The sequence below is a fragment of the Pseudomonas sp. MWU13-2105 genome (genome assembly GCF_023242315.1).
In the GTDB taxonomy this organism is placed as follows: Bacteria; Pseudomonadota; Gammaproteobacteria; order Pseudomonadales; family Pseudomonadaceae; genus Aquipseudomonas.
The window spans coordinates 145,321-164,402 of record NZ_JALLIY010000009.1 but is presented as its reverse complement, the minus strand read 5'-3'; the positions used below and the strand labels follow the sequence as shown (position 1 = coordinate 164,402).

Below are 19,082 nucleotides of genomic sequence, written 5' to 3'. Positions count from 1 at the left end.
GGACCGTGTCGCCCGCGAACGGCGCGACACGGAACCTCTGACACCATCGGAGCGCCGAAGCGGCCCCCAGGGTTTTTGTTCCTCTTTACTGGCCTGGATCAAATTGCCGAAGTGCCGAATCCCTTAGCGTGCACCTTTCACGCTAGTCATGGACGATGCACCTATGCAAAACCTGGATCGACAACACGATATCCAACCCCTTTCCCAGGTGGACATGACCGTCCACCTCAACGGTCAGCCGGTGCCAGCGGCCGCGGGCGAGACCGTACTCTCAGTGCTGCAATCGGTCGGCCTGCGCCAGTTGGCGCGCAACGATCATGGCGAGGTCGCCGGAGCCTTCTGTGGCATGGGCGTTTGCCAGTGCTGCCTGGTCTCGATCGACGGCCGGCTCAAGCGCCGGGCCTGCCAGACGCTGGTACGGCCCGGCATGTACATCGAAACCGGCATCAGTCGCTTCCCTGTGCTGGAGGTGCTATGAGCCGCCTGCCCGTGGTGATTGTCGGCGGCGGGCCGGCCGGCATGGCCGCCGCCGCCGAGCTGGCCCGACACGAGGTGTCCAGCGTGCTGTTCGAGGAAGCGTCGCGCCTGGGCGGCGTGGTCTATCGCGGGCCGCTGCGTCGCGGGGTCGATCTCGGCTATCTGGGCACACGCTACCGCGAGGTACTGGAGCGGCTGCACGGTGAGTTCGCGCGTTATTCCGATCGGGTCGATGTGCGTCTGGGCACGCGGATTCTCGGGGGCGAGGGCATGCGAACGCTGATGGCCCTGGATGCCGATGAGCGCCTGCAGGAGATCGCGTATTCGCAACTGCTGCTGGCGGCCGGCTGTCATGAGCGCAACGTACCGTTCCCCGGCTGGACCTTGCCCGGGGTCATGCTGCTCGGTGGTTTGCAGTTGCAGATCAAGAGTGGCGTGGTCAAGCCTCTGGGCCCCACGCTGATTGCCGGCACCGGGCCCTTGCTACCCTTGCTGGCCTGCCAGTTGCACGCCGCCGGGGTAGCGGTGGCGGGAGTCTATGAAGCCAGCGCATTCGCTCGGATCGCCCGGGAAAGCCTGGTCCTGCTGAACAAGCCGCAGATGTTTCTCGATGGCTTGAGCATGCTCGCTTATCTGAAGTTGCACGGCATCCCGTTGTACTACGGTTGGGGGGTGGTCGAGGCCCAGGGCCGGGAAGAATTGACCAGCGTGACCCTGGCACCGTACTCCAGCGATTGGCAGCCGGACCTGACCCGGACACGCCGGATCGAGGCACGAACGCTGGCGGTTGGTTATGGCTTTGTCCCGCGCAGCCAGCTCAGCCAGCAGATGGGCTTGGTCCATGGCTTCGGCGAGGACGGTTGCCTGCGCCCCGAGAGCAATGTCTGGCAGCAGAGTAGCGAGCCGTCCGTTCATCTGGCCGGCGATATGAGCGGGATTCGCGGCGGTGAGGCGGCGATGCTGGCCGGCAGGATTGCCGCCGTGTCGATCCTGCTGCAGCGCGATGTGCTGGACACCGAGTCCGCCCTGGCCCGGCGCCAGGTCTACCTGGACAAGCTGGCGAAGATCGGCAAGTTCCGCGCCGGCGTCGATCGCTACACCCGGCGCGGTATCCGGCAGATCGACTTGCCCCGGGCCGACACGGTGATCTGCCGTTGCGAACACGCGACCCGCGCCGATATCGATCGAGCCCTGTCCCAGGGGGTCGAGGACATGGCCGCGCTGAAGATGCGTACACGGGTCAGCATGGGCGATTGCCAGGGACGGATGTGCGTCGGTTATTGCAGCGACCGTCTGCGCCAGGCCAGCGGACGTGCCGATGTCGGCTGGTTGCGTCCACGCTTCCCCATCGAGCCGATTCCCTTTTCCGCCTTCGAGCACCTGGGCAAGGACGCCTGAACCATGAACAGAACCTACGATGTGGTGATTGCCGGTGGCGGGGTGATTGGTGCTTCCTGTGCCTACCATCTGTCCCGGCGGCAGAATCTTCGGATCGCCCTGATCGACGCCAAGCGCCCGGGCAATGCGACCCGCGCTTCGGCCGGCGGCCTGTGGGCCATCGGTGAGTCGGTGGGCCTGGGCTGCGGGGTGATCTTCTTTCGCATGATGTCGGCCCAGCGCCGCCAGGCCCATGGTGCGGCGGTGGCGGTGGAGGCGAGTACCCCGCATATCCTGCCGCCGGCGTTCTTCGAGTTCGCCCTGCAGTCCAACGCCCTTTATCCGCAGTTGCACCGCGAACTGATCGAACGCCATGGCATGGACTTCAAGTTCGAACGCACTGGTTTGAAGTACGTGATCTACGACGCGGAAGATCGCTTGTACGCCGAGCACATCGTTGCGCGGATTCCGCACCTGGCGGACCAGTTGCGCTGGCTGGACCGCGCAGCGTTGCGCGAGGCGGAGCCTGCGGTGAGCCACGAGGCGCAGGGCGCGCTGGAGTTTCTCTGCGATCACCAGGTCAGTCCGTTCCGCCTGGCGGACGCCTACAGCGAGGCCGCGCGGCAGAATGGTGTGGACCTGTACTTCAACACCAACGTCACCAGCGTCCTGCACGAGGGCGGCCGGGTCGGCGGTGTGCGTACCGCCGAGCAAGGCAGCTTCCACTGCGCCACGTTGATCAACGCCGCCGGGGCCTGGGCTGCCGAGCTCAGTGAGCAGGCCACCGGGATCAGGCTGCCGGTCAAGCCGGTGAAGGGCCAGATCCTCCTGACCGAGCGCATGCCCAAGCTGCTGGAAGGCTGCCTGACCACCAGCGATTGTTATATGGCGCAGAAGGATAACGGTGAAATCCTCATCGGTAGCACCACCGAGGACAAGGGCTTCGATGTCAGTACGACGTTCCCTGAAGTCGCTGGCCTGGTCCAGGGGGCCATACGCTGCGTGCCGCAACTCAAGGAGATCAACCTCAAGCGCTGCTGGGCCGGCTTGCGTCCGGGCTCGCCTGACGAACTGCCGATACTCGGGCCGATGGCGGGTGTCGAGGGCTATCTGAATGCCTGCGGGCATTTCCGTACCGGTATCCTGACCTCGGCGATCACCGGGGTGATACTGGAGCGGCTGGTCCATCAGGAATCGTTGCCGCTGGATATCACGCCGTTCCTGGCGGATCGCTTCGAGGTGGGCTTGCTCAAAGGCCTCGGATAACGCTATCTATTCAGGTGTTGCGCGGGCTCACGCATTGAGCCGCACCCGAGTGGATACCTGCATGGACTATTTCGCCGCCCTCACCGCCTTTGTCGAGGCCGCCCAGGCCAACAATTTTTCCCGGGCGGCCGAGAAGCTTTCGATCAAGGCCTCGACCGTATCGCGTTATATCAAGGACCTTGAGCAGGACCTGGGCATCGCCCTGTTCAATCGCTCCACCCGCACCCTGCGCCTGACCGAGGGCGGCGAAACCTTCCTGCACCATGCCTTGCGGGTGCTCGCCGAACTGGATCAGGCCCGGGCCGCGACCTCGGCCCTCAACCAGCAACCCCGCGGGCTGCTCAAGCTCAATCTGCCACCGGCCTTTGCCCGGCACCATGTGCTGCCGCAGCTCGGCGACTTTGCCGCACGCTTCCCGCAAATCCACCTGGAACTGACCCTGGAGGACAGTCACGTCAACCTGATCAGTGCCGGTGTCGACCTGGCGCTGCGGGTCGGAGTGTTGCCGGACTCGTCGCTCAAGGCGCGCAAGCTGGCGGCCGAACACACGCTGCTGTGCGTCAGCCCCGAGTATGCCCGGCAACATCCGGCGCCGCGCACGCCACTGGAACTGGCGGAGTGTTCCGCGATACTCAATGGCAATCTGCCTGACGAAGTGTTTTTCGTACCGCTGCAGGTCCCTGGCGCCCAGGCCGAACGCGTTGCAATCAAGGGGCATCTGCGGATCAACGATCTGGATGCGCAGCTGCTGGCGGTGCGCCAGGGCTTGGGCATGGCGTTGTTGCCGGATTGGCTGGTGGCCGATCTGCTCAGGCGAGGCGAACTGGTGCATTGGCTGCCTGAATGGCAGGCCCAGGCTACCCAGATCGCCGCGTCGCTGTGGTTTGTCTATCCACCCAAGCGCACCGTCTCGTCGAAGGTGCGCAGTTTCATCGACTTCATGCTCGAACGTATCGGTACGCCACCTTATTGGCAGCGTTGAGTCCGCTCAGCTGAAGCGAATGTCCAGGGCGCGCAGGTAGGTCTGCAGGCCCGCATCCTGGATCGGAATCAGGAAGGCTTCACGGTCCGCCTCGTTGTAGTGGGCATGCCAGTAGCCCGGCGGCGTGACGAACGCCAGCCCGGGAGCCCAGTCGACCCGGGTCGGGTTGCGGATCCGGCCGTGCTCGTCGACCTCGGTGCCCACCAGGCTGTAGCAACCGGGCGGGCAGTCGATGATGAAGTCCAGGGCGATCGACTGGTGACGGTGCGGTTTCTGCACCGAGCCTGGCGGCAGAATGCCGTACATCGCCCAGAGTACATGGGTCACGGTGCGGGTCTGGGGGAAGTGTCGATTGCCCAGCAGGATGCTGATCCGACTGCGGTCCTGGGCGCGGGGATCGTCGGCGGCTTCGCGCAGTTTGGCATTGGCGGTTTGCGCCGGGTACAGGGTGGCACTGAAGCGGTCCTGCTGGCTGCTGACGCCGAGGTAGCGCAGCAGTGGTTCGTCATGCACGTAGTAGAAGCGGCTGTCCTCGCTGGCGGCCAGTTCGACCGCCTGGCGGCCGGGCAGGGCGATAAAGCAGCCCTTGTCCCAGTCGAATCGGGCCTCGCCCTGCACCAGGCGGCCATGCCCGGCAATCACATAAAGTACCTGGGACGTGGCGTTGGGCTGCAGTGTCAGCGAGTCACCGGCATTCAAGCGGATAAAGTTCGCGCACAGCCCGGGGCCGGTGGCCGGGCCTTCGCAGCCCAGGGCCTGGCTCAGGTCCAGCGGCACCAGCCGCGACGGCCCGCTGTCGTAGAGCGAGGCGGGAAAGTCATGGTAGGGGATGCGCGAGATCAATCCGGCGCTGATCGGGTTGGCGGCCTTGCTGTATTCGAAGTACTCGGCATCCTGCTCGCAGGCGGGCAGTTCAGTGCTGGCGATCATCGGCTGTTGACGGTTCATGCTCGGGCCTCTCGACGTTGTGGTTATGGGCGCAGGGCACTCACTATACGAAGCACGTCACCGTGGATTAAGGCCTCTACGGGAACAGCAGTTATGTGCAAAAGGGCAGCGGGGCGACGGCGCCGCAGCGCGAACTCGCCTGTCGCCTCAGGCCAGGGACGCCAGGCGTTCCACGGTTTCGGGGTACTTCTCGACCAGCCGGATCAGCGTGGTGGCCTGGGCATTGGGCCGGGCCCGGCCCTGCTCCCAGTTTTCCAGGGTCCGGGTATTGGTGCGCAGGTACAGGGCGAACACCGCCCGCGACAGCTTCAGTTGGGTCCGGATTGCCACCAGCTCGTCGGCGCCGATCGGTTGCAGCTTGTTCAACTGAACCTTGTGGTTGCGCAGGGTGACTTTGCCCCGGCGGTCATCGGCCAGGGCGTCGAAGCCCTCGACCAGTTCTGCAAAAATGTCACGCTTCATGATGGGAACGCCTCGTCGCCCAGGTAGGCTCTGCGATGACGCTCGAAGGGTGGTAGTTCGATAAACAGAGCATTCATTATTTGTACGCTACTCACGTATAGATTTAAAGAGGGAATATGTGTCTGTTCTTCACCCTGGTTGAGTCCTGACAGCTCATTTGTGGGACATTTCCTGCTAGCTTGCAGATCTGAGTAACGAGACTTGTCGGGCGATTGTGGTCTACGCTGGCAGTGTTGCGCAGCCAACAGGAAAAGGAGATCCCCATGGGCAGTCCCCAGGTCTGCAGCGGCGCCACCCTGCAATGCAGCTTTGGCGCCGCGCCCGGCATGCTGAACGTGCTGCCGATCAACCGCGCCCTGACCAGCAGCATGCCCGCCGCCAATATCATGGATTACATCCCACTGGTGAATATCGGCACCTTTGCCGTGTGCCAGAGTATCGCCAATCCGATGGTGGCCGCGGCGACCGCCGCCGCCCTTGGCGTCCTGACACCCATGCCGTGCATCCCGGCCACCGCCGCGCCCTGGATTCCCGGCGGTCCGCCGACCCTGCTGCTGGGCAATATGCCGGCCCTGGACGCCAACAGCTGCGTGATGTGCATGTGGGGCGGGGTGATCAAGATCGTCGTGCCCGGCCAGGTGCAGATGCTGATTCCCTGAGGCTCAGGCTTCCTCCGGGCCTTCACGCCGCAACCACCACCAGCGCCAGCGCGAGATCGGTTTGCCCTCGGCATCCAGCGGGCGGCCGTCCTCGGCATAGGGCTGCCCGGCATCGAGCAACTGACCATTGAGATAACGGCTGCTCAGTGCGATTTGCCCGTTCTGATGAAAGCGCTGGTACAGGCCATCGCGCACGCCGTCACGGTTGTGCTCGACGTCCGCCACGCTGCCATCGGCAAAGTAGTTGGTCGCCTCGCCATGCAGCAGTCCGTTGCGATAACCCGCCTTGCGCTGCAAGCCGCCTTCCGGGCTGAAGAAACTGGCAATGCCGTGGGTTTTTCCGGCCACATAGGGCACCTGCGCCGAGACCTTGCCGTTGGGGTGATAGAGCGTCGACAACCCTTGCAACTCGCCCTGGCTGTAGCTCAGGCTGGCCTGGGGACGCCCGGATTCCTCGATCTTCAGAGGGCCTTCGAGCTGATCGTCCAGCAGGCGCCCGGTGAGATGGCTGTCGCCGCGTGTCAGGTCCAGTTTGATCGACTCACTCATGCCGGCTCCTCAATTGACCTTCACCAGGCCGCCCTTGATGGTCAGCATGCCGCCGCCGTCCACGGTCTGCTCGGCACCGCCCTTGTTGGTCAGGCTGATGCCCGCGTCGTTGGTCATGGTGGTTCCGGCCTTGTTTTCCAGGGAGGTGCCGGCCTGGTTGCTCAGCGAGGTCCCGGCCTTCTGGCTGATGGAGGTACTGGCCTGGGCCGCGAGGTCGGCGCCGCTCTTGAGTGCGAAACTGCCGCCGCTTTGCAGGGTCAGGGTGCCGGTCACCTTGATCGTCAGATTGCCGTCCACCGTCAGATTGTAGTTGCCGGTGACCTTGTGCTCGTAATTGCCGCCGGTGCTGTGGGTCTGGTCGGCGCCGACCTTCACTGTGCGACTGTCCTTCACGTCGAGGGTATCGCTGCCGGTCTGGATGGTTACGCTGCGCTTGCCCTTTTCCAGGGTCACGGTTTCGTCGCCTTCCTTCACCGTACGGGTGCGGGCGTTCTGCACGGTGAGGGTTTCATCGTGGCCGACGGTAACGGTGGTGTCGTTGAGCACGTTGGTCTTGAAGTTTTTCTGGGCCTGGAGAAACACCTCCTCGGCGTCCTTCTTGTCCTCGAAACGCAGCTCGTTGAAACCGCCGCCGCCCTTGGAAGAGTTGGTCTTGATCCCGGATTGGGTCTGGTTGGCCGGCAGCGCGTAGGGCAGGGCGTTGTCGCCGTTGTAGACACAGCCGGTGACCAGCGGTCGGTCCGGGTCGCCGTCGATAAAGGTGACAATCACCTCCTGGCCGATCCGTGGCACGAATTGCATGCCGAAGCCCTTGCCGCTCCACGGCAGCACCACGCGGACCCAGCAGGAGCTGGTTTCGTCGTTCTTGCCGTCGCGATCCCAGGGGAATTGCAGCTTGATCCGGCCATATTCGTCGGTCCAGATTTCCTCGCCGGATTTACCCACCACCAAGGCGGTTTGTGTGTGCATGCGCGGTTTTGGCGTGCTGCGCGTCGGGCGAAAGGGCGTGGCCTTGGGAATCGCCTCGAAGCGATTGCGATAGTGCTCGTGATTGGCTTCGTGGGTCACCGCGGTCACCAGCCAATCGATATTCAGGCTGGCGTCATCATGGCCGGTCAGGGTGAACCAGTGCCCCGGCACCAGCCAGCGGCAATCGCTTTCGCCGACAAAGCGTTTTTCCTGGCTGCGCAGGCCATCCACGCGCTGTTTGCTCAACGCATCGCCCCGCGCCTTGGCGCTGTAGCCGCCAGGGTGCTCATAGATCGAGCGCGGTCCGGCAACGGCTTCTGCCTGGCCGTAGAGCGAGGTGGTAGGGGTGGTGAATTCGTAGTCGGTGGTTTTGTAAGTACCGGCGACGGCTTGCAGGGACTGTTGGCCGGAGCGGATACCGTGCAGTTCGCGTTCGCCCATGCCCTGGCCCAGATAAGGCACTTTTGGCCCGTTAGGGATTGGTGGGAAAGCATCGTTGCTGTCCGCCAAGACCAAGGTGTGCTTACCGTCCTCGTGGGTGAAAAACCAGAAGATGCCTTCTTCTTCCAGCAGCCTCGAGACAAAGGCGAAATCGGTCTCGCCGTACTGGATGCAGTATTCGCGTGGAGTGTAGCTGCCGCTCAGCGAGAGCTTGAAGTCGCTGAAGGCATGGGCCTTGAAGATCGTGGTGACAATATCCGCGGTGCTGAGGTTCTGGAACACGCGGTTGTTGCTGGCCAGGGTCAGCCACCAGAGCCAGGGTCTGAGTAGCAGTTGATAGCGCTCGGCAGTCGCATCGGCGGGCAATTGGCGGATTTCGGCGACCAGGGCGTCGAGGGGACGCAGCAGGGCGTCGTTGTGGAAGGTGCTGGTGACGTGGCTGGCGATGGCGCTGGCCAGGGTGAGGGCTGAGCCGTCGTTGAGGCCAAACAGGACGTGCTGGCCGAGCTGATTCAGAATTTCTTCGCTGGAAATAGACTCGGGATACAGCGTTGCCAGCGATGAGGCGGTCAAGGACAGACTGGTGTTGGTATCGACGGAGCGTGGCATCGAATGCTCCCGCAGGGGCAGTGGGGTGGGGCTACGGGAACCAGGTTCCGAAGGTTTTTATGCCAATGTGATTCCGTGGTTTCGCCAGAGTGATTTCCACTCCGCTGTCGTCGTTACGTAGCCAACGCAGTTGTTAACATGCATGTCGGTGCCCCACAATTTATCGAAGTGCAGCAGTTGTGCGTCAAGATCGTGATTCAAGACAGTCAAGCGTTTGTAGATGGCGTTGGCGACGCTGATGATGGTGGTCACTTGTGGGTCGCTCAGCCCGCGTACGCTCTCCGGGCGAGTCCTGAAAAACACAATCAACGCAACGGCCAGGTTGGCGGCAAATGGCGCAAGGTCGGTTGTTTGAGCGATATAGATCGCAAGCTGCGTGCGGTTGCTGGTATTGAAGTTGATGTCCCATCCGAAATCGAGATCATGGCTGGAGGTATCACCGAAATGCGGGTTTGGAGAACCTTTGGGTAATGCACCATCACTCGTCGTAAAGCGCGGGGCGGAGTAGGTACGTGTGCGTCCGCCGCGGACAGGTTTTACCGGTACATATTCATTCAAGGCTTCAATACCCGCCATGACCATGGCAATACCCTCGGTGGGTCTGGCGGCGGCGGGAAGTGTACTGCTGATTTCCTTGTAACTTGTCAGGTCCCTGAGGCTTCGACCAGGCTCGCCTTGTACCCCGAGTGTGGGCCCGAACCCCGCGGCGCTGCTCATGGCCGAGCCGACAATCATGAACGTGCGATCGGGTGTGCCGACGGCCAATAACGAAGGTCGGGAACTGATCGCCAGGTTTCTGTCGTAAAAGGCCACAAGGTTGTCGGTGATGCTGGGCGTCAGAATGGCCCTGATGCCTTGATCGGGCGTGTGCTCCGCGCCGAGGGCATAGATCAGAAGATCCACCAGCACTATGACGATATCCTCGGCACCTTCCGACTGCTGGAAGACAAGACGAAGCTTGGTCGTTTCTGCCACGGACTCTACGCGAAGCAATTTATAAACATGTCGAACATCTCGGTAATCTTCTTCTACCGTGTTGTTTCGGTCACCCGCCGGAAAGGCTTCGCTGAACCTGGTCTCGGCGCTCCAGGCACCGTTTCCACGTCCGGGGCGCGTGAACCAGGAAATAACTTTCATTTTGCGTATGGCCGCCAGCTCAACTGCCCAGGCGGCAGTGGCTGAGCCGCCATACACTGCGACCGTTGTTTCTTCAGGGCGGATGTGCAGTGGCGAAGTCCAGTCCGGGGCCATGAAATCGTTGCCTTTGATCACCCTTCCAGCAAAGTCACGGATATTTTCTTCCGTCAGGTTGCCTTCCTCGGTTGCCAATGGCCGCGGTGCACCTGGTCCGGCTCCGACGATGACGCGGTCACAGCGAAGGGTTCCGGCAAGCGCGCCATCAAGGAAAGTTTCCAGTACGTATTTGGGGCCGTCTTTGACTATTTTGGAAATAAATGAATCAGGCAACTGGGCACAGGAGTGTTGAGTCAGATAATGCTGGACCGCTGTTGAAAACTGCCCTGCGCTCAAATATTCCCTCTGCGACAATTGTTCGGCGGTAAATCCGTGATCAGCCCGGCCGTGACCCAGAAGATTCCCCGTCAGCAGCTGTTTGGGTTGGCCCATGGCATGTGCATGACTCATTCTTTGCCAGAGGTCGGGGCCACCCATGACACCCACAGCTCCAAGCGTTTGATTCAAGGACCTCAGATACTGTGTCACGGACAATAGATAGGCTGCTGATGAGATACCTGTTCCGATCAAGATGGTAATTGCCATGGCGGGTTCCTCCGACGGTTATTCCAGCGCCCACTCGGCCAGTTTTCCGGTCACTTGGGTCATCAGTACGTTTTCGATATCGCGCGCGCCCGCCGCACTGCACTTGGCCAGTACCGCTTTGACGATTCCGGCATCGAACTCGAATGGTTTCCCTGTCGCGGCTTTGTATCGGTCACGCAGTTTTTCGAGCTTGGCGAGCACAATCCCTTCCAATGTCGTCTCATCCAGCGGGTAATATGGCACGACCGTCATCCGTGCCAGGAACGCTGGGCGGAAGGCCTGCAGCAAGACCTTGCGCAACTGTTCGTTGAACGCATCGGTCGCCAATTGCGCCATCGGTGTATCGAGGATCAACTCCGCCCCGACATTGCTGGTCGCCAGCATCACCGTGTTCTTGAAGTCCACCACCAAACCGGTGCCGTCCTCCATCACGCCCTTGTCGAACACGTTGTAGAACGCCTCCAGCACATCCGGGTGGGCCTTTTCGATTTCATCCAGCAACACCACCGAATACGGCTTGCGCCGTACCGCTTCGGTCAGCACGCCGCCACTGCCATAGCCGACGTAGCCAGGCGGCGCGCCTTTGAGTTGGCTGACGGTATGGGCTTCCTGGTATTCCGAGAGGTTGATGCTGATCAGGTTGCGTTCGCCGCCATACAGGGCATCGGCCAGGGCATAGGCGGTTTCGGTTTTGCCGACGCCCGTGGGGCCGACCAGCAGGAACACCCCGACCGGTTTTTGCGGGTCGGTCAACCCGGCGCGATAGGCTTGCAAACGTTGGGCAATGGTCCCCAGCGCCGTGGTCTGGCCCATCACCCGCAGGCCCATGCGCTGGCCGAGGGTACGTACGGCATGGGCTTCGTCGGCGAGCATCTTGCCCACGGGAATCCCGGTCCAGCCGGCGATCACCGCAGCCACGGTTTTTGAATCGACCTGTTCCGGTACCAGTGGATCATCCTGGCGAATGGCATCGAGCCCGGCCTCCAGTCGAACCAACTCGGCGGCCAGGGTGTCGATGCGGCCATCGGTGTCTTCATCGGACTTGCCGCTCTCCACACGGTCGCTCAACATCAGCAGCTCACCGCGCTTTTCCAGCAGTTCGCGCACGGCCTCGCGCTCTTCGCCCCAACGGGTTTCCAGTTCACGTATGGCTTGCAGATTGCCGATGGATTCACTCTCCAGCGCCGTGATGCGCTCGCGATGATCCAGCCCGGTGGCCTGTTCACGGCGCAGGCGGTCGACCTCTTCCTTCAGGCTCTGCTGGCGATGACGCAGGCTTTCCAGCGGTGGCGGAACATCGTGCTGGCCAAGGGCTACCCGGGCACAGGCGGTGTCGAGAATACTGATGGCCTTGTCCGGCAGTTGCCGCCCGGAGATATAGCGGTGGGACAGTTTCACCGCATCATGAATCGCCGCATCCAGCACCTGCACGCCATGGTGCTGTTCCAGCTTGGCCGCTACGCCCCGGAGCATTTCCACGGCAGTGGCTTCGTCCGGTTCTTCCACCTGCACCAGTTGGAAACGCCGGGCCAGGGCCGGGTCCTTCTCGAAGTATTTCTTGTATTCCATCCAGGTGGTGGCGGCGAGGGTGCGCAACTCGCCCCGGGCCAGGGCCGGCTTGAGCAGGTTGGCCGCATCGCTGCCGCCTTCCGCGCCACCGGCGCCGATCAGGGTATGGGCTTCGTCGATAAACAGGATGATCGGTTTTTCCGCGCTGCGGACTGCATCGATGACCCCTTTCAGGCGTTGCTCGAACTCGCCTTTGACTCCGGCCCCGGCCTGCAACAAACCCAGGTCCAGCACCCGCAGGCTGACTTCCTGCAACGATGGCGGCACATCCCCGGCGGCGATGCGCAGGGCCAGGCCCTCGACCACCGCGGTCTTGCCGACACCGGGGGCACCCACCAGGATCGGGTTGTTCTGCCGACGACGCAGGAGAATGTCGATGCACTGGCGGATCTCTCCATCACGGCCGACGATGGGATCGATGCGCCCGGCGTGGGCATCGGCGGTCAGGTCCTGGGTGTATTGGTCCAGAACCGAGTCCTGCGCTGTGTTCCGGGCGGCGGGCTTTTCCACTGTTGTCGCCGAACGTTTCGGTCCGGTATGTTCGCGGGAGTTTTCCGTCCACTCCAGCAAATGGCTGCGCAGTGCGTCGCGAGGAATCTTCAGCAGTGACGAAGCGCTATTGAGCAGCAGGCTGCGTCGCTCATCACGGTCAAGCAGTGCCAGCAGCAACAAACCGGAACGGATGCTCTCGAGCCCGAGCACGCTGGCCTGGACCACCGCGTCCTCGAGCAAGCCGACCGTCTGTGCCGACAGCGCAGGTGTGCGGGTACTGCCGGACTTGAACAGCTCCAGCGCCTTGTTGATCTCCGCCGACAAGGCATCCCGCTCCAGCCCGAAACGCGGTAGCAACCAGGCAAAATCACCGCCCTCGATCTCCAGCAGCTCCAGCAACAGGTGCTCGATTTCCACATAGTGATGACCCCGTTGCAGGCAGCGTTGGGCGGCCCTTTCCAGGGCACGGCGGTTGTCGGCGTTGAGGCGTCCGATCAGGCTGCCCAGTTCCATGTTCAAGCGATCTCCAATTGGCGCAAACGGGTTTCGATCCGTTGTACATGGTCAGTGGGCTGCTGCTGCAGGCCGCCGTTCCAACTCAGTTGTGGCGGGGCGGCGCTGTCGAGGATCATCGGCGAGGCTCCGCGTATCAGCACGGCGAGGGTACAATCCAGGTCGGGGCCGAAGTACAGGGCGGCGAGTGCGGCCAGGGCCGCATGGGCGCCGCCGTCCGGGAGAAAACGCACGGCCTGGCTGCCAGGCAGGGGACCGAGGGTCAGGCGAATGCCGGCATGTTCATCCCAGACCCGCGTTCCCGCCACGGCATCGCGGCCCAGCGTCAGATTACGGCCACCGGCAAGCATGCAACTGCGACTGGCCTGGGGGATATCCCGCCAGGCACCGACATACGCCTCGACCGTCACCGGTATATTGAAATGCTGGCGTACCACCGCCGCAAACCCTGCCAATGAACGACGCCCGCCGGCAAACAGTGCACTGCGTGCCAAGACTGCGGCATCGGGCAGGGCCCCACGATCATGCAGGGCCTTGGGCAGCAATCCGCTCAGGGCCCGCAACTGGTTGTGCACCGGCGTCGCGGTGGGCGAAGAAAAGCCCGCGGCGATCCGGTGTTTGCGCATCACCCGATACAGCAGGCTGATCAGCCGGTGCTGGAACAGGTTGAGGAATTCGGCGGGCGCGTGGTCCTTCTGCCGTGCTCGTTGTTGCAGCCATTCCTGGTCGGCGTAAGGCAGCGGCCCGTCGGGGCCGCCGAGGCCGAACACCGGCGTGGTCAGTACCGGTTGCCGGCCTGCGGTTTCCTTCAGGCTTTCCACTTCGCTGCCGGGGAACAGCGGCGTCAGCGGTCCGCGCAGACGCACTGCCTCGGCTTGGGGCGCGGTGCCGGTGCCCAGCGGTACGGCCTGCGGATGTTCACACTCGAGCAGTAATAGCGCCTGTAACAATTCGAAGGCTTGCGGGTCATCCCGCAGTTGCTGACTCAGAGGGACAGTGGTTGGCCGGGTTGGGGTTGCCATGTCTTGACCTCCTTGTCGGACTGGACCAGCACCGTTCGCACAAAGCGATTGGCGGTGGCATAGAGTGAAAAGAACTGTGCCAGCACCGCGGAAAACAGCACCGCGCTATTGCCGACAAAGAGTTGCGGATCGAGTTGCACACGCACTTCCAGTCCATTGCGCCAGCCGCGCCAGGCATCCTCGCCGACATGCGCGACCACTCGCGCGCAGGTCAGCCCCAGCAAACCTTCGACCTGCCGGCGGGCATTTGCCTCGTCGCGCAGGTTATGCAGTTCGAGGATTTCCTTGAGGGCGTCCAGCGCCTGGGGGCCCTCCACCAACGACAGGTGATTGAGGGTCAATTGCGACACCAGCTTCCAACGTGATTCACCGCCCAGATGCGGCAGGCTCTGCGGCGTTGGCGGGTTGCGCAGGCGCGCCCAGGCCACCGGTCCCGGGCGCTCGAAGCCCAGCGCCGTACCGGCCCCGAGGCTTTGCGCCAGATGTCGGTTGGTGCACAGCAGCTCGGCGGTGACGCTGTAGTCCGGCGCGTCCTCGCGAGGCTTGAACTGGGTGTCCACCAGACTCAGCATCAGGTCGCTGCCCAGCCGATTGGGGGTCAGGCCGCTGATGCGCCGGGCATGCCAGTAAAGGCGGCTTTCGCCCAGTGCGTGCTGACTGCCGTAGTAGGCCGGGACTTTCAGCACGCCATGCGGGGTCATCGCGCGCAGGCCGCGGATGCTGTGGATCTCGACACTGTTTTCCCGATGGCTATCGGCGATCAAACGGTGTTCGCTACGGGTGCCGTCCGGGCGCAGAGGCTCGGAGGTACGCGGGAACAGGTTGAGCACCGGACTGCAGCCCAGCACGATATCGCTGGCTTGCAGATGCAGACGACTGCCAGGCGTATGGTCGAAGACCAGATACAGGTAGAGAATTTCGCTATCATCCCGACCACCGCCGAAGGGCACGTCGAAGAAGCTGAATTTGTCCGGAAAGGCAAAGTATTCGGCCAGCAGGCGCAGGCCCGGATGGACACCGTCCTCTTCCGGCAGCAAGGCTTCGTTGCTGGCGAAACCGACGATCTGCGGCAAGCCGACGAGGGCGCGTGGCGGGCTGCCGGGTGGACCGGCAAGTATCTGGGTGGTGTGGGCCGCGAGCAGGTCATACAGCCTGGCGTTGACCACGGGCGAGGCTGCCAGGTGCAGGCGCAACTGCTGGGCCTGCAGCTCCGACCAGAGGGTTTTCCCCTGGCAGCGAAAGCTCAGGCGCAGGGCCGAGCGCGCCTGATTCACCCCGGTCAGGGCTTGGGCCTCATCGCTGTCGAGCAGCAACGCCTCGGTGATTTCCAGCGGCCACAGATTGACCTCGGCGCTGCTGCGAAAATGGATGCTTTCACCCTTCTGGGTGGTGACGAACAGCGGCGTGTCCCGGGGCAGGCGATAGCCAGCCGCCAGGTTGCCCTTGCTCGGGTCCGGCTGGAACTGGACGATGGCGCAGGAGGGCAGGGGCCGCACCGCCAGGGGATAGAGTTGCTCGAGCAGGGCGTCGCTGAATTCCGCGTAGTCATCGTCCAGCCGCCGTTGCAGGCGCGCGGCCAGCAGGGCAAAGCCTTCCAGCAGACGTTCGACATGCGGGTCGGGACATTCGCCGGGCGACAGTTCCAGGCGTCTTGCCACCTTGGGGTACTGCTGCGCGAAGATACCGCCGGCATGCCGCAGCCAGGTCAGTTCTCGCTGGTAGTAGTCAAGCAGTTCGGCGTCAATCGAGTCGCTCATGGCTGACCTCCAGGCCCTGGCGGGTTTTCTCGATGACAAAGGCCACCGGCCAATGTTGACGACCACTGCGCAGGGCGCCATGCAGGACGATATTCAACTGCTGGGGGTGACCTTCCACCGGCTGCACATCGACTTCATCCAGTGCCAGGCGCGGTTCGAAGTGTTCGACGGCCTGGCGGATTTCCCGGGCCAGCTTGCGTCGGTCATCGCTGCGCTGGCCCTGTAGTGCGGTCCAGTCGGCGATGCCGTAGTCGAGAATGCTGGGCGGCGAGGTCATGGCCACGCGCGCCCGGCGGGTGTTGAGCAGCCGCAGCAATTCGCTGCGTACCGAGTCGGCCAGCGCCTGGCGGTCGTAGGCCTCGACGAACGATGCCTGGTCTTCGTGGGAAGCCAGGCGTTCGAACAGGGGAGGAAGAATACCGGTCGCAGACATGGCCGCCCGGCTCCCTTACTTGACCAGCTTGTTGGCGGCCATGTCCCAGGTCGAGGCGGCAGTGCCTTCCTTGGTGCCGTCGTCTTTCTGGGCAGTGAGTTCCCATTTGATCTTGGTGAAGTTCAGCGAGATGGTTTCCACCGGTTTGCCGCCGGCGCCGCCGCTGACACTTACGTTGGACAGCACCACGTTGGTCAGGGTGTAGATGATGAACGGCAGCAACTGCCCGCTGCCCTCGGAAGCGTTGCGGCCGATGGTGATCTTGGCCTCCGGGATGGGTTTGCCGGCGCAGCAGTATTCATTGAGCGACGGGGTCGAGGTGTCGACGAACTTGGTCAGGGTGAACTCGCCGATATGCGGCTTGCCCGAAGTCCTCTCCGAGTTGCTGACGTCGTTGGTCACTTGCATTGCCACATTGTGGCTGTAGGACATGATTTCGATCTTGTCCTTGTAGCCCTCGAGCAGGCTGTCGCCTTTGATATCGCCGCCGAGGTCGAGAATGATTGCATCCATCGCCTGAAACTCCAGAAAGTGTTCGCACTAGAAGGAAGGGGAAATCCCACCGGCCACGCGGCCGGCGGGCACAGGCTCAGGCTGCAACCGGCGGTGGCAGGCTGGCGACCAGGCGGATCGAGGCGGTCAGTTCTTCCAGCTGGAAGTGCGGCCGCAGGAACACCGTGGCGCGATAGGCACCGGGCTTGCCGGCGATTTCCGTGACGTCGACCCGGGCTTCGCGCAGCGGGTATTGCGCCTTGATTTCCTGGGGCGCGTTGTCGTTGATCAGCACGTAGTCGGCAATCCAGTTGTTGAGGTAGGTCTGCACGTTGTCGCGGGTCATGAAGCTGCCGACCTTGTCGCGCATGATCACCTTCAGGTAGTGGGCGAAGCGCGATGCCGCCAGCACGTAGGGCAGCATCGCCGAGATCCGCGCGTTGGCGTTGGCCTCGTTGGTGTTGTAGAGCTTCGACTTGTTGGTGGTCTGGCCGCCGAAGAACACCGCCACGTCGCTGTTTTTCTTGTGGCACAGGGCAATGAAACCGAGGTCATTGAGCTCTTTCTCGCGACGGTCGGTGATCGCCACTTCGGTCGGGCACTTGAGCGACAAGTCACCGGAACTGGTGCGGAAGGTATGGGCCGGCAGCCCTTCCACCGCGCCGCCGCCTTCGGCGCCGCGGATGGCCGCGCACCAACCGTACTTGGCGAAGGCTTCGGTGATGCGCTGGGACAGGGCCCAGGCAGCATTGCCCCAGAGGTATTTGCTGTGGTCGGAGCCGTTTACGTCTTCGACGTAGTTGATGCCTTCCACTGGCTTGGTGTCCGGGCCGTAGGGCAGGCGCAGCAAGGTGTGCGGCAGCACCAGGGAGACATAACGCGAGTCTTCGCTCTCGCGGAAGGAGCGCCACTTGATCAGCTCCTGGCTCTCGAAGATTTTCGACAGGTCACGGGGCACGGCCAGTTCGGTGAAGCTGGTCATATCGAACAGTTTCGGGCTGGCGGCGGCGATGAACGGCGCGTGGGCGGCAGCGGCGACATTCGAGAGTTTCTCCAGCAGACCGATGTCCTGCGGATGACGACCGAAGGTGTAGTCCCCCACCAGCAGGCTGTAGGGGTGCCCGCCGAGGGTGCCGTATTCGTCTTCGTAGATCTTCTTGAACAGTGCGCTCTGATCGAATTCGACGGCTTTTTCCAGGTCGTTCTGCAGCTCCTTCTGACTGACATTGAGCAACCGCAGTTTCAATCGTGAACTGGTCTCGGTGTTCTGCACCAGCATGTGCAGGCCGCGCCAGGAGGCTTCGAGCGCCTGCATGTCCGGGTGGTGATAGATTTCGTTGAGCTGGGCACTGATCAGCTTGTCGATCTGGCTGATGCGATCATTGATCATTGCCACGGTGTCTTTGTCGATCGCCATGTCCTTGTCGAGGACCTGGGTGGCGAACTCCGCGAGCATGTCACGGGCATATTCCTGTTGGCTATCGTCGTGGGCCATGCGCCCATCGGCAATGATCTTGTCCAACAGGGACAGGGTCTGGGTACTGTTCTCGCTGCTTGAACCTTCGGTACTGGCGGAACTGGGCATGACAAATCCTCCTGGAATGGATAGGCGATCAGGCTTGTGGTTCTTCGGCAGGGGCGGCGGCGTCTTTGTCGGCGGCTGGGGCTTCCTGTACGCGGGCGGATGACTTGATCTCCTGCAAGCCTTCGGTGTTGGCGATCACGTCACGCAGCAGCCTGTCCAGGTCATCATTGCCGTCGAGTTTGGTCAGCAGGTCGCGCAGGCGCTGGCGAGCCTCGAACAGGCGGCGCAGCGGGACGACCTGCCCCACCACTTTGACCGGATCGAAGTCGTCGATATGGTTGAACTTGAGCTCGATATTGAGCTTGCTGTCGTCCGTGGCGAAGGTGTTCCTGACCTGCAGCACCGAGCGCGGAGCGATGGAAGCGAGGACTTCGTTGAAGTTGTCGCGGTCGATCTCGACGAAGCGGCGGTCACTCAGTTTCGTCGGGGGAGTTTCTGGTTTGCCGGACAAATCGGCGAGGATGCCGACTACCAGGGGCAGTTCCTTTTTCTCGATGGCGCCGCCCGTCTCAACGTCATAGGTTATCTGGACGCGCGGCGGACGAATCCGGTCGAGCTTGTGCTGGGTACTTTCGGCCATGTTGACTGACTCCGATGCATTGAGCGGGCGCAATGCATCGGTTACCCGTGATCGCATCCCTTGCCGAACCGCTAAGTCAGACAGGGGGTGGAGAATGCGATCCTGTCAATCTTTCGACGGT

The 19,082-nt window shown here is 62.7% G+C and carries 17 protein-coding genes and 1 pseudogene; 5 read left to right on the top strand and 13 right to left on the bottom strand.

Annotation, left to right across the window (positions count from 1 at the left end):
* Nucleotides 1–163 precede the first annotated feature (163 nt).
* The 4 genes from hcnA (at nt 164) to M5B96_RS15085 (ending at nt 4,102) form a co-directional block, all read left to right on the top strand.
* A complete protein-coding gene (gene hcnA / locus M5B96_RS15100; protein WP_248797464.1) occupies nt 164–478 on the top strand; it encodes a cyanide-forming glycine dehydrogenase subunit HcnA in 315 nt (104 codons plus the stop codon).
* Nucleotides 475–1,875: a cyanide-forming glycine dehydrogenase subunit HcnB gene (hcnB, locus tag M5B96_RS15095; RefSeq protein WP_248797463.1), complete on the top strand. Its 1,401-nt coding sequence runs from the start codon at nt 475–477 to the stop codon at nt 1,873–1,875. The genes hcnA and hcnB overlap by 4 nt, the downstream gene beginning before the upstream one ends.
* Before the next feature lie 3 nt (nt 1,876–1,878).
* Nucleotides 1,879–3,120, top strand: a complete 1,242-nt coding sequence (hcnC, locus tag M5B96_RS15090) for a cyanide-forming glycine dehydrogenase subunit HcnC (RefSeq protein ID WP_248797462.1) — start codon at nt 1,879–1,881, stop codon at nt 3,118–3,120.
* 61 nt (nt 3,121–3,181) lie between these two features.
* Entirely contained in the window at nt 3,182–4,102 is a 921-nt protein-coding gene (locus tag M5B96_RS15085) for a LysR family transcriptional regulator (RefSeq protein WP_248797461.1), read from the top strand.
* Between the two features lie 6 nt (nt 4,103–4,108).
* On the opposite strand, the gene M5B96_RS15080 is transcribed toward M5B96_RS15085, so the two are convergent.
* The 3 genes and pseudogenes from M5B96_RS15080 to M5B96_RS15070 all read right to left on the bottom strand — a co-directional run.
* The gene (locus M5B96_RS15080) at nt 4,109–5,050 is read right to left on the bottom strand and encodes a cupin (protein ID WP_248797460.1); all 942 of its coding nucleotides are present in this window, start codon (nt 5,048–5,050) and stop codon (nt 4,109–4,111) included.
* Nucleotides 5,051–5,197: 147 nt separating this feature from the next.
* Entirely contained in the window at nt 5,198–5,512 is a 315-nt protein-coding gene (locus M5B96_RS15075) for a helix-turn-helix domain-containing protein (RefSeq protein ID WP_248797459.1), read from the bottom strand.
* A gap of 5 nt (nt 5,513–5,517) precedes the next feature.
* Nucleotides 5,518–5,589 (bottom strand): annotated as a pseudogene (locus M5B96_RS15070) (toxin); the annotation flags it as partial.
* A 186-nt stretch (nt 5,590–5,775) separates the two neighbouring features.
* Here M5B96_RS15070 and M5B96_RS15065 point away from each other — a divergent pair.
* On the top strand, nt 5,776–6,171 hold the full coding sequence (locus M5B96_RS15065; protein WP_103498584.1) for a DUF4280 domain-containing protein: 396 nt from the start codon (nt 5,776–5,778) through the stop codon (nt 6,169–6,171).
* A gap of 3 nt (nt 6,172–6,174) precedes the next feature.
* Here the strand turns inward: M5B96_RS15065 and M5B96_RS15060 are convergent, their stop codons facing one another.
* From M5B96_RS15060 to tssB, 10 genes are all read right to left on the bottom strand, one after another.
* The gene (locus M5B96_RS15060) at nt 6,175–6,720 is read right to left on the bottom strand and encodes a toxin-antitoxin system YwqK family antitoxin (protein ID WP_248797458.1); all 546 of its coding nucleotides are present in this window, start codon (nt 6,718–6,720) and stop codon (nt 6,175–6,177) included.
* Between the two features lie 9 nt (nt 6,721–6,729).
* Nucleotides 6,730–8,739, bottom strand: coding sequence for a type VI secretion system tip protein VgrG (gene tssI / locus M5B96_RS15055; protein WP_248797456.1), 2,010 nt, complete (start codon nt 8,737–8,739; stop codon nt 6,730–6,732).
* Nucleotides 8,740–8,796: 57 nt separating this feature from the next.
* Complete coding sequence (locus M5B96_RS15050; protein ID WP_248797451.1) at nt 8,797–10,518, bottom strand: hypothetical protein; 1,722 nt, start codon at nt 10,516–10,518, stop codon at nt 8,797–8,799.
* A gap of 18 nt (nt 10,519–10,536) precedes the next feature.
* Entirely contained in the window at nt 10,537–13,092 is a 2,556-nt protein-coding gene (gene tssH, locus M5B96_RS15045) for a type VI secretion system ATPase TssH (RefSeq protein ID WP_248797630.1), read from the bottom strand.
* 2 nt (nt 13,093–13,094) lie between these two features.
* On the bottom strand, nt 13,095–14,114 hold the full coding sequence (gene tssG / locus M5B96_RS15040; RefSeq protein WP_248797449.1) for a type VI secretion system baseplate subunit TssG: 1,020 nt from the start codon (nt 14,112–14,114) through the stop codon (nt 13,095–13,097).
* On the bottom strand, nt 14,078–15,871 hold the full coding sequence (tssF, locus tag M5B96_RS15035; protein WP_248797448.1) for a type VI secretion system baseplate subunit TssF: 1,794 nt from the start codon (nt 15,869–15,871) through the stop codon (nt 14,078–14,080). Before tssF ends, tssG begins: the two co-directional genes overlap by 37 nt.
* Nucleotides 15,855–16,304: a type VI secretion system baseplate subunit TssE gene (gene tssE / locus M5B96_RS15030; RefSeq protein ID WP_248797447.1), complete on the bottom strand. Its 450-nt coding sequence runs from the start codon at nt 16,302–16,304 to the stop codon at nt 15,855–15,857. The genes tssF and tssE overlap by 17 nt, the downstream gene beginning before the upstream one ends.
* A gap of 15 nt (nt 16,305–16,319) precedes the next feature.
* Entirely contained in the window at nt 16,320–16,817 is a 498-nt protein-coding gene (locus M5B96_RS15025) for an Hcp family type VI secretion system effector (protein ID WP_103498576.1), read from the bottom strand.
* 76 nt (nt 16,818–16,893) lie between these two features.
* Nucleotides 16,894–18,381: a type VI secretion system contractile sheath large subunit gene (tssC, locus tag M5B96_RS15020; RefSeq protein WP_248797446.1), complete on the bottom strand. Its 1,488-nt coding sequence runs from the start codon at nt 18,379–18,381 to the stop codon at nt 16,894–16,896.
* Nucleotides 18,382–18,409: 28 nt separating this feature from the next.
* The gene (gene tssB / locus M5B96_RS15015) at nt 18,410–18,961 is read right to left on the bottom strand and encodes a type VI secretion system contractile sheath small subunit (protein ID WP_248797445.1); all 552 of its coding nucleotides are present in this window, start codon (nt 18,959–18,961) and stop codon (nt 18,410–18,412) included.
* Between the last annotated feature and the right edge of the window lie 121 nt (nt 18,962–19,082).